This is a genomic window from Pseudomonas syringae pv. tomato str. DC3000 (assembly GCF_000007805.1).
GTDB lineage: Bacteria > Pseudomonadota > Gammaproteobacteria > Pseudomonadales > Pseudomonadaceae > Aquipseudomonas > Aquipseudomonas avellanae.
In genome coordinates, this window is the sequence record NC_004578.1 from 6,287,883 (window position 1) to 6,302,328 (window position 14,446).

Genomic DNA, 14,446 nt, shown 5'->3' on the forward strand with positions numbered 1-14,446 from the left:
CAGCATAGGCGTCCTTTGAACACCTTGACCGTGTGAGTACGCTATGGAACCCGGAAACGCCCAGCTGTCGATGACTGTATTGATGACCCCGGACATGGCCAACTTTTCTGGCAATGTGCACGGCGGTACGTTGCTCAAGTACCTGGACGAAGTGGCCTACGCCTGCGCAAGCCGCTATGCCGGCCGCTATGTGGTGACACTGTCGGTGGATCAGGTGATTTTTCGCGAGCCGGTGCATGTCGGCGAGCTGGTGACGTTTCTGGCATCGGTCAATTACACCGGCAACACGTCGATGGAAGTCGGTATCAAAGTCGTCACTGAAAATATCCGCGAGCGCTCGGTACGTCATTCCAACAGTTGTTTCTTCACCATGGTCGCCGTGGACGACAATCGCAAACCTGCGGCTGTCCCGCCTCTGGAGCCGGAAACGCCGGAAGGCAAGCGCCGTTTCATTCAGGCGCAACAACGCCGCCAGATCCGCCAGGAACTGGAGAAGCGTTATCAGGACATCAAGGAAGAAGCCTTGTAATGCGCTGACTCAGGCAAGGACGCCTGAGTCGCTTGAACGGCTGAGGTTATAACCGCACGGCTTCGAACTTCACCCGGGGATGCGCGATGCGATCCTGGGCACGGACCAGTTCCAGCTCGTAACTGCCACACGCCTGGGTTTCCAGAAGCACTTCATGGACTGCTGCTGCGGTGAACTCGAACGCCGCGACCAGATCGTCGCCCAGCAGAATTCGCGACAGAAACAACCCGGACGTCAGATCACCTACACCAACCGGCTGGCGCGGAAACGCCAGCAGCGGACGGCGCAGGTGCCAACTGGCCTCGGCGGTCACCAGCAGCATTTCAAAGCCATCGGCGGCCTTGCCGGGATAATCGAGGTGCTTGACCACGATGGCCTTGGGGCCTCGCGCCAACAGCGCCCGTGCCATCGCCAGACAATCGGGCAGTGATTCAGGCTTGCGGCCCGAGAAGCTGTCCAGTTCCAGCTGATTGGGGCACATGAAGTCAGCCACGGCTGCGGCCTCCTCGAGCAGAAAATCGCTGACTTGCGGCGGTACGATGCAGCCTTTTTCAGGATGGCCCATCACCGGGTCGCACAGGTACAGCGCCTTGGGATTGGCGGCCTTGATGCGCGCCACACCACTCAGAATCGCCCGCCCCTGCGCTGCACTGCCCAGATAGCCGGACAACACCGCATCACAGTTACCCAGCTCGCCAATGGCGGCAATACCGTCGATCAGCGCGGGGATTTGCTGCGGGGCCAGGACTTCGCCCGTCCACTGCTTGTATTGCGTGTGGTTGGAGAACTGAACCGTGTTGAGCGGCCAGACATTGACTCCAATACGCTGCATCGGGAACACCGCTGCGCTGTTGCCGGCGTGGCCGAACACCACATGGGACTGAATAGCGAGCAAGTGGGGCGTACGTTTCATGGCGGGTAGAATCCTGAACACGATGCAAATGCAATAATGAGAAATATAAGTTGCGCAGTATGGCTGTAAATCACTCAGGACAGTTAAGCTGGTGACTCCTACGTTGGAGCACTCCGTCATGCTGACCCTGGGAAACATTTTCGTGCTTATGCTGTTCGCGAGCGCCGCGGCCTGGTGGTGGCACGCCCATGGTCTGCGTGAAAAAGCGCTGGCACGCGTCAAACAGCACTGCGCACGGCTCGAACTCCAGCTGCTGGACGACGCGGTCGCCCTGCGCCGCCTGACCTTCGCCCTCGACACTCAGGGTCGCAAGCGTCTGGCTCGGGTGTATGCCTTCGAGTTCACCGTGACTGGCGAGCAACGTCATCCGGGCACGATCACCCTGTTCGGCGCACACACCGCGCAAATCGAACTGGCACCCTACCCCTTTGAAATCAAAACGCCACCACCCAGCGCTGAAATTATTCAAATGAGCGAATGGCGTCAATCGCATCAGAAGTGGAAGCAGTAGCGGCCAGGTAATGCAAATCGTTGTATGGGCGACCTGTGCGCCGGTGCGTCAGGCCAGGCACCCCGCCATCTGCGCCTGCAATGTATCCACATCCTGCGGCGCCGAGAAGATCAGTTCCAGGCGCGAATCCTGTCGCCATTCGCTGATTTGCCAGGCCAGTGGTGCACCCTCCAGGACATTGCCGGAATACCAGCCGCCCTCGCTGTGGATAACCACCTTCGCCCGTCGCCACGCCATGCCTTCCAGCCAATGCAGCACGCGCTGCAGATCAAATTGCTGCGAGGGGTGCCAACGCCAGCCCACACTCCAGCCTTCGGCGCTGGTCTGGCTCAGGCAGATCGGCACGTTCGGGTCAGCCCACAGGGCAGGCAACCGTCCGATGCTGTTGGGCAACGTCAGGTTATCCACAGCGTGTTTATCCACAGCCGTGCCCTCAACGAATCCCGGCAAACGACTCAGCGACAGATCTGCATGCCGGGTCCACAGCAACGCGCATGGCTTCATCTGTTCTGCCAGGGCCTGACGCGCCGCTTCATCCAGTTGTTCGGATTTGTTCATCACCACCAGCCCCGCCTCAGCCAGCGCTTCCTGCTGGGTGGCCGGTAACGGCTGGCCGGTCGCCATCGCCGCTGCGTCCAGCACCATCACGCCGGGCTGCACCGTCAGCACGCCACGCCAGGGTGCTTCGCGCAGTTGGGCCATGAGTTGCGCTGGGTGCCCCAGCCCCGAAGGCTCGATCAGCAATCGATCAGGCCGGGCCTTGCGCAGCAATCGGCCCAGACCAATCTGGAACGGCACCCCGTTGACGCAGCACAGGCAGCCGCCAGCCACTTCACCAAGTGCGATACCATCGGCAGTTGTGGTCAGCAGCGCGGCGTCCAGGCCGATCTGCCCGAACTCGTTGATCAGCACCGCCCAGCGTTCATGGGCAGGTTTCTGCGCTAGCAGGCGCTTGATCAGGCTGGTCTTGCCGGCACCCAGCGGGCCGCCGATAACGTGCGTGGGGATGTTCTGCAGCATGGGATCACTTTTGAAGAGTGCGTGGTTCATTGAAGAGCAAGGAAAGGTAACGATGCAAGCGATACAGCCGACTGCTCGCCTGGCGCTGATGCTGCTGGCGGTGTTTTCAGGTACGGCGTGGGCTGAGGCGTGTCTGGTGCATAGCCAGGCCGAGCGGCTGGACGTCAAAGTCTGCCAGGAAAACATCAACATCCCGGCCAACCTGTTCCACGACAGTTTTTGCCAGCCGCAACTGGCCGGGCAGAAAACCGAGACGACCTACTCGGCGCAGTGCCCGGCTGGCGCATTCGGCGTCTGTCGCAACGCGCAGGTGGCCAATATGCCCTACCGCGAGAACATCCACTATTACGGCGTGGCCCGCGACGCGCTGTACCTCAAACCTTTTTGCGAAGGCCAGAGCAAGGGTCAGTGGATCACGCCGTAACCCGCCCTATGCGAGCCAGTCCAGGGTCAGAATCAGCCTGCGCTCGTTACGTACCAATTGCGGCGAACGATGGATCAGGCCCGCGCCCTCATTGCCATGCCAGCGCTCGCCCTTGAGCAATGCCACGTCACCGCTGTTGATCTGCTGAATATCGGCAGCATCGCCTGGCTCGGCTTCGGCGCGACCCAGTTGCTTACGGTCCATGACGCCTTCGTGCAGCCACTGGCTACCGACTCCGCCATAGGTGGTAATCAACCGCACCGGCACATGATCGACATGGAAGCGCGGGCACATGGCCTTGTCGAGCACCCGCAGGCGTAAGCCGACACACTCGGCCCCCAGCAGGCAGGCATAAGCGCTCACCAGCCAGGACACGTCGGCGATGAAGCCCTGATAACCCTGCAGATCGGCATACCCACGTGCCAGCGTACTCAAATCAGGCTCGACTTCGCCGCCTTTCACTTCCAGGGTCATCGACTCGGCAAGCGGCTGACCCATCGACAACAGCAATGTGCTGAAATCCTCGATGTGCGCGGGCAAACGACGCTGCCAGACAGCAAGATTTACACCGTCTTCCAGCACCTGGCTCAGCACGTCGGGCGTGCAGTCCTGCGCCTGACGGACCACAGGCTTGTGTTTCATACGATACGCGAGCATCAGGCAGCCACCTCGTCTTCATACCATTCGCCAAAGGGATCGGACAGCTGGCGCCAGCGCTCGGCACCTGCAGCCATCTCGTCGTCGGTGAGCAGGCAGTTGTCCAGTTCGGCCGTGAGCAGCGTGAAATCGATGTTCTGCCCGATGAAGACCAGCTCCTGACGGCAGTCGCCGGTTTCGCTCGACCAGTTTTCCAGAATCGATGCGACGCTTTCCTTGTCCTGAGGCCAGCTGTCGCGGGTCACGAAGCGCCACCAGCGTCCGGCAAAACCGTGACGCATCAAGCCGCCCGCCTGCGACCAGCTGCCCGCGTCCTTGTACTTGCTGGCCAGCCAGAAGAAACCCTTGGAGCGCAGCAGTTTGCCGTTGGTCCAGGGGCGATTGATGAGATCGAAGAAGCGCTGCGGATGAAAGGGGCGACGAGCACGATAAGCCGTCGAGGCGATGCCGTATTCCTCGGTTTCCGGCGCATGTTCACCGCGCATTTCCTTCAGCCAGCCAGGGGCCTGGGACGCACGCTCGAAGTCAAAACGACCGGTGTTGAGAATTGTCGCCAGCGGCACCTGACCCATGACCATCGGCACGATCTGCGCATCAGGGTTCAGGCGTTTCAGAATGGCCATCAGCTCTTCGCGCTCGCTGGAGCTGATCAGGTCAATCTTGCTGAGCAGGATGACGTCGGCGAACTCGATCTGTTCGATCAACAGGTCAGTGATCGAGCGGTCATCATCTTCGCCGAGGCTTTCGCCGCGTGTGGACAAGCCGTCTGCCGCTTCGTAATCAAGCAGGAAATTCACCCCGTCGACCACAGTGACCATCGTGTCCAGCCGCGCCAGGTCCATCAGGCTCTTGCCTGCCTCGTCACGAAAGGTGAAGGTCTCGGCGACCGGCAACGGCTCGGAAATACCCGTGGATTCGATCAATAAGTAATCAAAACGACCGTCTTGGGCAAGGCGGCTGACTTCTTCGAGCAAATCCTCGCGCAGGGTGCAGCAAATGCAGCCATTGCTCATCTCGATCAGCTTTTCTTCGGCGCGGTTCAGGCTGACATCGCGCTGAACTTCGCCGCCATCAATGTTGATCTCGCTCATATCATTGACGATCACCGCAACTCGCAAGTTTTCACGATTGCGCAGTATGTAATTGAGTAAGATGCTTTTTCCGGCACCGAGAAAACCGGAAAGGACGGTAACAGGTAGAAGGTTTGCCATCAGGATTCTCCGGGCAGCTGCAAGGCTTGGGCCTTGTTTATGTCGGCTGCAACGAATCCCTCAGGCAGCCGGCTCTAATCACTTCATGATGTTATAGTATAACAACACACAATAGCTACTGACCTTGGTGAAGGGATCTTAATGAATCGGGTTTCAACAGGTCTGATTGCTTCGATAGGTCTAGCGGTGCTGTTCAGTGCGCAGGCAATGGCAGCATTCGGCAAGCCCCCGGCCGACCTCGCGACTTGCACACGCAGCGTGACCGTTCTGGCGTGCAGCGACGCACAGGGCAACAGCTACAGCGTTGTCACCGCGGGCTCGACGACCTGGTTGAGAGGTTACGAGAAGATTGATAAACGTCGCTGGGTGCAGACCAACACTCGCTATGGTCAACTGACGTTTTTTACCGGGCTGGCCTCGAATGGCGAAGCCTGGGTTGGCACTGTCCAGCGCGTGGGCTGGACCACCATCACGCGGGTATCCAGCTCAAGCGGTACGCGCAGCAAGATCACCTGCAGCCGCCTGAATGGCTGCCGCTGACGGGCTCACGCCTGCTGCTCCTGCTTTTGCGCCTGCATCCAGGCCAGGTGCGAATCCATGGGCGGGTTGCGCTGGAAGTAACGTTGCAGGCCATCGAACAGCCCGTCCGCAACGGCCTGTTGATGGCGCGCTGTGACCAGACGCTGACTGTCACGGCTGTTGGAGATGAACCCGGTTTCAACCAGAATCGACGGCACATCCGGCGATTTGAGCACCGCGAATCCGGCTTGTTCCACACGCTTCTGGTGCAACGTGGTGATGCCTTCCAGGCTGCCCAGTATCGTGTGACCCAGTTGCAGACTGGCGGCGATGGTGGCGTTCATCGACATGTCGAGAATCACCCCGGCAAGCATCGGGTCCTTGTCCTTGAGGTTGAGCAGCGACGTCGCGCCCAGCAGGTCCGCACCGTTTTCCCGCTGCGCCATGAAGCGCGCGGTTGCCGACGTGGCGCCGCCTTCGGACAACGCGAACACCGAAGCACCGGACGCCGTCAGACGAGGCGCGGCGTCGGCGTGCACGGAGATGAACATGTCGGCATTGGATTTATGCGCGAACTCGACGCGCTTGCGCAGCGGCACAAAGAAGTCGTCATTGCGCACCAAGCGCACATCAAAACCCTTCTCGCGCTTCAAGCGTTTGGCCAGCAACTGGGCGATCGACAGCACCACATCTTTCTCGCGCTCGCCACGCGACCCGACAGCACCTGGGTCCTTGCCGCCATGACCGGCGTCGACCACCACCATGATGTCGCGGCCGGTGCGCGCTTTGCTCTGGATGGGAACCGGCACGGGCGGCGGCAGCTCGGCCATCTGTACCGGCGCACGAGCCGTGGAACTCATGTCCAGCACCAGCCTGTGGCCCTGCCCGCCTTCCGGGCCGAGCAAGAAGCTGTTGAGCTGCACCGGCGCAGTCAGGTCTAGCACGATGCGCGTGTCATCGCCCGTGCCGTAGTGACCGGAACGAATCGATTTGATAACCGTGCGATCCAGCGCCAGCTGGCTGAAATCGCCAGTCAGCCGCGAACCGCTGACATCAATGATCAGACGGTCGGGCGAAGTCAGCGAGAAGGTTTTGTATTGCACCGGGCCGCTCAGGTCGAGCACCAGCCGTAGCTTGTCGTTGGTCCGCCAAAGGCGCGCATTACTGATCTGCGTAGCGCACACGCCAAACGGCAACGTCAGGGCGGCGCTGGCCAGCAACATATTGAGCAACACTTGACGTCGGTGCATGGAATGTCTCAAAGAGCAAATCGAGCATCCCGGCTCATGAAGGGTTCATCCACGTAATAGTAACAATATAACATGCAGTTACAGACGCAAGATGAAGCGCTTCATGAAGATTCCGTCATCAACTGCAAGCCATCGGCGACAATAAATCATCGCCTTTTCAGTCGATGTTCCACGTGGAACATAACTCCATGAATTTAATCAGGTACGCGGAGCAACATTGCCACACTGCGGGCCCAACCAAACGGAACGGGTGTCCATGCTGCCGTTCTGTTGCTGGCCAGTAGCGTTGAACGTGCCCACCACTTTGGTGGTGAATTCACGATCACTGAGGAACTGGGCTTGCCCTGTACCTTGCGCTTTCGGGCACGAGAACTGGAAGTTCCAGGTCTTGCCATTGCGCGCGGTAATCTTTTGCGTGCAACCGGAAGCCGGATCAGTCAGCGGGATATCGTCCGATTGCACCTGCGCCTGAGTCAGGCAAGCCCGCACGCCCTTGCCGCCGAGCGAGACGCCCTGCTTCTTCATCATCTGTTCCATCATGGCGCGCTGCTCAGGCGGCAGGTTTTGCAGTTGCCCCAGCATCAACTGCATATCCGGTAGCTGCTGGCCGTCCACCTTCATATTGCTCGACGTCAGCTCCCACAGACCTGGTTGCAGCATCTGCGCTTGAGCCAAGGGGGTAGCCAGACAAAACATCCAAGCCAACATGCGTTTGTTCATTTCGAGATTCCTGATCGGGCAGTTGCAGATACACACAGGGCTGGAACGATAGTTCAGCCGAAAGATAAGCCTTAGACGACACAAGCGCCGCCCAGTTGCAGCGGGAATAAAATAGCGACATTCCTGTTCAGCTGTGGTCTGTTAGGGAGCAAAGCGAGGAGCATTGTTCCACATGGATTATCACGACCCGTACTTTTTCGGTTATGTCCTCGGTTTCATTCACCTGCTGGGCACAGGTGCCGCCATCCATGCGCTGCTGACGGTGCGCACCTCCCAAGGCGCGATCGCCTGGGCGATGCCGTTGCTGTTCATCCCCTACTTCACCTTGCTGCCTTATCTGATATTCGGACGCAGCTCGTTCGACGCGTATATCAAGGCCCGCCGTGAGGCCAACAAGGAGATGCGCGCAGCGATCGGCAGCCTCAACTGGCGGCCCTGGATAGAAGAAGCCGTAGCCGCACGCCGATCAGACGCCTACGCGGCGTTGCGTGCAATGCCCAGGCTGGGGAACATGCCGGCGCTGGCCAACAACAAGGTCAGGCTGCTGATCAATGGCGAAGAGACGTTCGGCGCGATTTTCCAGGCAATCCGCGAAGCGAAACAGACGATCCTGATTCAGTTCTTCATCATTCATGACGACAACCTCGGCCGCCAGTTGCAAACGCTGCTGCTGGAAAAAGCCGCCCAGGGCGTGGCGATTTTTGTGCTGTACGACCGCATCGGCAGCCATGCATTGCCGGGCGCCTACATCGACACGTTGCGCGACGGTGGTGTGCAGATAAAAGCCTTTGCCACGCGCGGCGGGTGGCTCAACCGCTTCCAGATCAACTTTCGCAACCATCGCAAGATCGTGGTGGTCGACGGCCTGAAAGGTTACATCGGCGGGCATAACGTGGGCGATGAATACATGGGCCTGAAACCGCCGCTGGCGCCTTGGCGCGATACACACGTGGAAGTCATCGGCCCGGTGGTCGCCTGCTTGCAGGAATCGTTCGCCGAAGACTGGTTCTGGGCCACCCGCGAACTACCGCCGCTTAGCCTGCCCGACGAGTTTCCCGAGGACGGCGTGCTGTGCCAGTTGCTGACCAGCGGGCCGGCCGATGCCCAGGAAACCTGTTCACTGTTTTTCGTCGAAGCCATTCATGCTGCCGAAGAACGCGTATGGATCACCAGCCCCTATTTCATCCCTGACGAGGCCGTGAGCGCCGCGCTGACCCTGGCGGTCCTGCGCGGTGTGGACGTGCGCCTGCTACTGCCCTCGCGCCCAGACCATTACGTGGTCTACGCCGCCTCCAGCCTTTATGCCTTTGATGCCGTCCGTGCGGGTGTGCGAGTGTTTCGCTACGAGCCGGGCTTTCTGCATCAGAAGGTGGTGCTGGTCGACAACGACATCACCGCCATCGGCAGCGCCAACCTCGACAACCGCTCGTTCCGACTCAACTTCGAACTGATGCTGCTCACCGTCGACAGCGACTTCTCCAGCCAGGTCGAGGCCATGCTCACCGCCGACTTCGCTGCGGCGCGCGAAATATCCCTGCAGGAAAGCCATGAAACCCGACGCCTGCATCAGCTCGGCATGCGCGTAGCCAGGCTGATCTCGCCGATTTTGTGAGACTGCACTGGAAGTTATACACAACTCCTCAAGTCCCCGAAAACGAGGCTTCTGCCCGGAGGGCGTGCGGACTTGTCCGCTAAGGGTTGCGAAGCGGCCCAAAAACAGGCCACCTTGATTTTACCGGGTGCACCGTGCTTACCTGTTTTGCTGCCGGTGCCCGGCAGATCGCGGACAAGTCCGCTCCTACAGAAAGCGAGAAATCCCGGACAAGCGAAGCTTCGCCCGGTCCGCACACACAACGCGCTTCTGCCCGGAGGGCGTGGGAGCGGACTTGTCCGCGAAGGGTTGCGAAGCGGCCCTAGAACAGGCCACCTTGATTTTACCGGGTGCACCGTGCTTACCTGTTTTGCTGCCGGTTCCCGGCAGTTCGCGGACAAGCGAAGCTTCGCCCGGTCCGCACACACAACGCGCTTCTGCCCGGAGGGCGTGGGAGCGGACTTGTCCGCGAAGGGTTGCGAAGCGGCCCTAGAACAGGCCACCTTGATTTTACCGGGTGCACCGTGCTTACCTGTTTTGCTGCCGGTTCCCGGCAGTTCGCGGACAAGTCCGCTCCTACAGAAAGCGAGAAATCCCGGACAAGCGAAGCTTCGCCCGGTCCGCACACACAACGCGCTTCTGCCCGGAGGGCGTGGGAGCGGACTTGTCCGCGAAGGGTTGCGAAGCGGCCCTAGAACAGGCCACCTTGATTTTACCGGGTGCACCGTGCTTACCTTTTTGCTGCCGGTTCCCGGCAGTTCGCGGACAAGTCCGCTCCTACAGAAAGCGAGAAATCCCGGACAAGCGAAGCTTCACCCGGTCCGCACACACAACGCGCTTCTGCCCGGAGGGCGTGGGAGCGGACTTGTCCGCGAAGGGTTGCGAAGCGGCCCTAGAACAGGCCACCTTGATTTTACCGGGTGCACCGTGCTTACCTGTTTTGCTGCCGGTTCCCGGCAGTTCGCGGACAAGCGAAGCGTCGCCCGGTCCGCGGCAGAATCCGCACTTTCCGGGCTTCATAACTTACGTACCGAGCTGGAGCGAGAAGTGACGCACAACGCACCTACAGCTTCATCAACGGCTCCTGAAAGCGCAACAGACGCCCGGCATTGCCCAACACCAATAAGGTGCTGAGGTTGTGCAAAATGGCGGCGACCATCGCGCCAGCGGCGCCTAGCAGGCCAAAGGCGGCCAGGGCCACGATGGCCAGCGTCCAGCCCAGGCCGATGATCACGTTGACCTGCAAGGTCTGGCGACACTGGCGGCTGAGTCGTACACAGGTGCCCAGGCGGCGCAGGTCGCTGCCGATCAGGACGATGTCGGCAGACGCCAGCGCGATGTCGGCCCCGCCCGCCCCCATCGCGACGCCGACTACCCCCGCCTTGAGGGCCAGCGAATCGTTGACCCCGTCGCCGACCACCATCGGCCGGAAGCCGCTGGCGATTTCGCCCATCACCCGGTTGAGCTTGTCTTCCGGCAACGCCTGCGCATGCACATCAGCGATGCCGATATCACGCGCCAGGTTATCGGCCACGCTTTGCCGATCACCGGTCAGCAATAACTGCCGCCCCATGCCCAGCTCGCGCAGTTCAAGCAGCGCGGCCTGGGCTTCGGGCTTGACGCTGTCGGCCAGCAGCAGCCAAGCCAGAAATACACCGTCCAGCGACAGCCCGGCCAGCGGGCCGTCGTGTGCCGGTACCTGCGGCGTGACAATCCCCAGTTGTTCAAACAACTCAGGTCGGCCCAGTGCGGCATCGCCGTGCTCAGTCGCCGCCAGCACTCCCAGCCCCTGGCGCTCACGAGTATCGGTCAACGGTAGCAGGCGGCTATTATCCACAAGCCCGGCCAATGCCCGACTGACCGGGTGACTGCTGGCCGAGCCCAGGCTTGCCGCCAACTCCAGCAGTTGTGGATGTTCTGCACCCTGGGCCTGTACCGACTGCAAACGCAGACGACCGTAGGTCAGCGTGCCGGTTTTATCCACAACCAGCGAGTTCAAGTCAGCCAGCTCTTCAAGAAACGCTGAACTGCGGATCAAGATGCCGTGCCGTGCCGCGACGGCAATGCCGGCGATGGCCGTTGCCGGAGCCGAGAGCACCAGCGCGCACGGACAGGCCGCCACCAGCACAGCGAGCATTGCCTGCGCATCTTGGGTGATGAACCAGGTCAGCGCCGCGATCAGCAACACAAGCACCATGTAACTGCCTGCGTAGCGTTCCAGCAGGCGGGTGATGGGCGGTTTGGAGCGTTCGGCGCTCTGCATCAGCGCGATGACCTTGCCCAGCGTGGACTGATCGCCGATGCGGGTCACTTCGATACGCAGCAGGCCATCCAGATTGATCGCACCGCCAAACACTTCAATGCCGACACTGGCTTCCAGCGGCACTGACTCACCGGTAATCGACGACGTGTCCAGGCTGGCCTGACCGAACAGCACCCGACCGTCTGCCGGGACCCGATCGCCGGCGCGCACTTCAACCTGGTCGCCGGGTTTCAGTGTGGTGTTGTCGACCTCAAGAATGCTCCCGTCCGCGCTCAGCAACCGAGCCTGACTGCGGGTCAGACGACCCAGCGCTTCGATGGCTTCCTGCGAGCCAATCACGCTGCGTTCTTCCAGCACGTGGCCGAAGATCATGATGATCGGCAGCAGTGCCGCGGTCATCAAGTCGCCGGTGGCCCAGGCACCGAGCATGGCCAGCGCAATCAACTGGTCGGTGATGCCGTGCAGGCTTGGATGCCGCAGGCTGTGCCAACCGGCGCTGATCACCGGGATGGCCACCAACAGTGAAGCCGCACCCAGCAGCAACTGACTGACGCCGTTCTGCTCCGGGGCGATGAAGCGCCAGATCAGACCCAGCCCCAGCAGGCCCAATGCCAACATCGCCAGCGTCAGTTGCCGGGCCGCGCTGCGCTGTTCTGCGTTGCTCAACAGGCTGCCGGCCGCTTCTGAGTGAACAGCGTCGTGGGTGTGAACGGCTTCGCCACTCATTGCGGTGCTCCCTGGATAATCAGGCGGGAATCGTCTCGCGGATCGACGGTGGTGACCGAACCTGCCTGGTGCAGAATACCCGGCACACGTTCTCGATAAAGGCGTTGCATGAGGCCAGGATCGCTGCGGTTCTGCGCCGACTCTGACAGGCTGACGACCGTCGCCGTAGCGGCTTGGGCCTTGGCCAGCCGTTCAGAGGCCTGGGCATGCGCCACCTGCAGGGTTCGGTCGGCTTGTTGATTGGCGGTCTGGGTCAGCTTCTCGGCCTCAGTGCGTGCGTTGGCCACCGCTTGATCCGCTTGCTGGCTGGCAGTCAACACGGCATTGAACGCATTGACCGCGGCCTTCGGCAGACTCGACTGCACGTCCACCCGCGCCACCTCGACGCCAATGCCCATCCCCGTCGCGTTGAGCTCGGCCAGACGTTGATTGATGCCGCGCACCAGATCGCCACGCAGTCGCTCGCGGCGTTCGGCCGCCTGACTGTCTGCGCCGATCAGCTCGGGCCGGGCCACCAGAATAGTGTCCAGATCCCGCGCAGCGGTGAGTGCCACCGCGCTGCGATTGACCAGCCGGTCCAGCGCGGGCAACACATGATCGCCCTGCAACACGAAGGCATTGGGGTCAGTCACTTTGTAGAACACCGTGACGTCCAGCTGCACGACCCCGGCATCGCCGGTCAGTAGAAAACCCGAACCTGCCAGTGCATCGCTCATCGGTGCCGACAGGGTCACGATTTCATCCGCTTTCAACGCAGCGGGCGAACGCAGCAGGGTTTCCACGCGCCGCTCGATCACTCGATCCGCCGAGGGCAGCAGCACCACGTGCTCGAAAGGTTGCGGCCAGGCGGTCAGCAAACCCGCGTTTTGAACCCGCTCGAGCGCACCGAAGCGCATCACCACGGCACGGTTCTGCGGATCGATCTGGCGCACGTTGGACGTTACCCAGCCAAGCGCGGCCAGCAGTGTCACGCCATACAACCCGATGAACGCCAGACGGCTGGCCTGCAGCCACGGGCTGTTCACGGGCGGTCGTTGCGCCACGGGTTGGTCAGCCGCTTCGCTCATGGTTGTGTTCCACCCTTGCCGTCCAGCGTCGGCGGGCCGTCCACCAGCACACGGAATGGCGCAGCATCGGTGCGCAAAATCAGTCGGGTGCCCGGCGTCACGATGGTGCCCAATGTGTCCAGCGAGCGCAGCAGGTTGTACAGCTGTGGCGAACCGGCGTAAGCGCGGCCGTAGATCTGCGCGGCTTCGACACGCGACTGCGCCTCGATATCAGCGGCTTTGACCGTGGCATCGGCTTCGACGATACGCGCATCACGCTCGGCGGCCGAACGTATCTGCGCCGCTTCACGCTTGCCCACGGCGGTGCGCTCGGTGGCGATGGTTTCGCGCTCGGCACGCATGCGGTCCACGGTCGCGTTGAGCGTCACCGACGGCAGGGTCAGTCGCTCGACGCCCACTTGCAGAACACGAACGCCATACGTCGCCAGCAGTTGCTGATCAATCTGCTGACGCAGCTGGTTTTCGAACGCAGTGATGTTCACTTTGCTGGCGTCGGTGTTCACCAGACTGGACAGGTCAAAGCTGCTCGCCGTGGTCTCCAGCGCAGAACCGACAAAGGTACGGATCTGCCGCGCCGCTTCGTCAGGCTGGTTTTGTACCGCACGCATGAAACGCTGCACGTTGTCAGCGTCGCCCTGCACCTGCCACGCCACGTAGGCTTGAACGATGATGCGCAGGCCGTCGCGGGTGCCGACATCCTGCAAGCCACTGGAGGTGGTACGCAGGCGCAGGTCCACCGGAATGGTCGCCTCGAACGGCGCAGGCCAGCGCCAGTTCAAGCCGGGGTCGAGCAGCACACGCGACGGATTGCCAAAACGGGTGACCACCGTTGCCTCGCCAGAACGCACCTGCACCAGGCTGGCCGCGGCGATGGCAAAGGCAATCAGCAGCGCAGCCAGGCTCGCTCGCCGCCAGGGGAACACCGACGGCCCGGTCGCTGCGTGATGGTGGTGATGATGACCATGACCGCCATGCCCATGACTGGCGTGGCTATCGTGGTCGCTGTGATCGTGATGATGATGGAACAGACTCAAGGGACGACTCC

14 protein-coding genes are annotated in these 14,446 nt (G+C 61.3%); 5 read left to right on the top strand and 9 right to left on the bottom strand.

What is annotated here, in order from left to right; translation table 11 throughout:
* Positions 1 to 43 precede the first annotated feature (43 nt).
* On the top strand, positions 44 to 529 hold the full coding sequence (locus PSPTO_RS28595; RefSeq protein WP_003378342.1) for an acyl-CoA thioesterase: 486 nt from the start codon (positions 44 to 46) through the stop codon (positions 527 to 529).
* 46 nt (positions 530 to 575) lie between these two features.
* Here the strand turns inward: PSPTO_RS28595 and pdxY are convergent, their stop codons facing one another.
* Positions 576 to 1,442, bottom strand: a complete 867-nt coding sequence (pdxY, locus tag PSPTO_RS28600; RefSeq protein ID WP_005768313.1) for a pyridoxal kinase PdxY — start codon at positions 1,440 to 1,442, stop codon at positions 576 to 578.
* Positions 1,443 to 1,560: 118 nt separating this feature from the next.
* Here pdxY and PSPTO_RS28605 point away from each other — a divergent pair, with 118 nt between their 5' ends.
* A complete protein-coding gene (locus PSPTO_RS28605) occupies positions 1,561 to 1,953 on the top strand; it encodes a DUF3301 domain-containing protein (RefSeq protein WP_005621919.1) in 393 nt (130 codons plus the stop codon).
* Positions 1,954 to 2,001: 48 nt separating this feature from the next.
* On the opposite strand, the gene PSPTO_RS28610 is transcribed toward PSPTO_RS28605, so the two are convergent.
* Positions 2,002 to 2,973, bottom strand: coding sequence for a CobW family GTP-binding protein (locus PSPTO_RS28610; protein ID WP_011105543.1), 972 nt, complete (start codon positions 2,971 to 2,973; stop codon positions 2,002 to 2,004).
* 52 nt (positions 2,974 to 3,025) lie between these two features.
* Between PSPTO_RS28610 and PSPTO_RS28615 the strand changes: the two genes are divergently transcribed.
* Positions 3,026 to 3,397 carry a hypothetical protein gene (locus PSPTO_RS28615; protein WP_007244983.1) on the top strand — a complete coding sequence of 124 codons (372 nt, stop codon included), beginning with the start codon at positions 3,026 to 3,028 and terminating at the stop codon, positions 3,395 to 3,397.
* Between the two features lie 6 nt (positions 3,398 to 3,403).
* Here the strand turns inward: PSPTO_RS28615 and PSPTO_RS28620 are convergent, their stop codons facing one another.
* Both PSPTO_RS28620 and zigA read right to left on the bottom strand, forming a co-directional pair.
* Entirely contained in the window at positions 3,404 to 4,054 is a 651-nt protein-coding gene (locus PSPTO_RS28620) for a DUF1826 domain-containing protein (protein ID WP_005768309.1), read from the bottom strand.
* A complete protein-coding gene (zigA, locus tag PSPTO_RS28625) occupies positions 4,054 to 5,265 on the bottom strand; it encodes a zinc metallochaperone GTPase ZigA (protein WP_011105544.1) in 1,212 nt (403 codons plus the stop codon). The genes PSPTO_RS28620 and zigA overlap by 1 nt, the downstream gene beginning before the upstream one ends.
* Positions 5,266 to 5,406: 141 nt before the next feature.
* On the opposite strand from zigA, the gene PSPTO_RS28630 reads away from it, so the two are divergent.
* Positions 5,407 to 5,805, top strand: a complete 399-nt coding sequence (locus PSPTO_RS28630) for a hypothetical protein (RefSeq protein WP_005768307.1) — start codon at positions 5,407 to 5,409, stop codon at positions 5,803 to 5,805.
* A 5-nt stretch (positions 5,806 to 5,810) separates the two neighbouring features.
* Here PSPTO_RS28630 and PSPTO_RS28635 read toward each other — a convergent pair whose 3' ends face one another.
* Together PSPTO_RS28635 and PSPTO_RS28640 are read right to left on the bottom strand one after the other, a co-directional pair.
* Entirely contained in the window at positions 5,811 to 7,034 is a 1,224-nt protein-coding gene (locus tag PSPTO_RS28635; RefSeq protein WP_007244980.1) for an N-acetylmuramoyl-L-alanine amidase, read from the bottom strand.
* Positions 7,035 to 7,232: 198 nt separating this feature from the next.
* Positions 7,233 to 7,754, bottom strand: coding sequence for a DUF3617 domain-containing protein (locus PSPTO_RS28640; RefSeq protein ID WP_003378325.1), 522 nt, complete (start codon positions 7,752 to 7,754; stop codon positions 7,233 to 7,235).
* 172 nt (positions 7,755 to 7,926) lie between these two features.
* Between PSPTO_RS28640 and cls the strand changes: the two genes are divergently transcribed.
* Positions 7,927 to 9,366, top strand: a complete 1,440-nt coding sequence (cls, locus tag PSPTO_RS28645; protein ID WP_005768306.1) for a cardiolipin synthase — start codon at positions 7,927 to 7,929, stop codon at positions 9,364 to 9,366.
* Between the two features lie 1,042 nt (positions 9,367 to 10,408).
* Here the strand turns inward: cls and PSPTO_RS28650 are convergent.
* The 3 genes from PSPTO_RS28650 to hflC are packed head-to-tail and all read right to left on the bottom strand — an operon-like array spanning position 10,409 to position 14,435.
* Positions 10,409 to 12,334, bottom strand: a complete 1,926-nt coding sequence (locus PSPTO_RS28650) for a cation-translocating P-type ATPase (protein ID WP_005768304.1) — start codon at positions 12,332 to 12,334, stop codon at positions 10,409 to 10,411.
* Positions 12,331 to 13,401: a protease modulator HflK gene (gene hflK, locus PSPTO_RS28655; RefSeq protein ID WP_011105547.1), complete on the bottom strand. Its 1,071-nt coding sequence runs from the start codon at positions 13,399 to 13,401 to the stop codon at positions 12,331 to 12,333. Before hflK ends, PSPTO_RS28650 begins: the two co-directional genes overlap by 4 nt.
* Entirely contained in the window at positions 13,398 to 14,435 is a 1,038-nt protein-coding gene (gene hflC / locus PSPTO_RS28660) for a protease modulator HflC (protein WP_005768300.1), read from the bottom strand. Before hflC ends, hflK begins: the two co-directional genes overlap by 4 nt.
* Between the last annotated feature and the right edge of the window lie 11 nt (positions 14,436 to 14,446).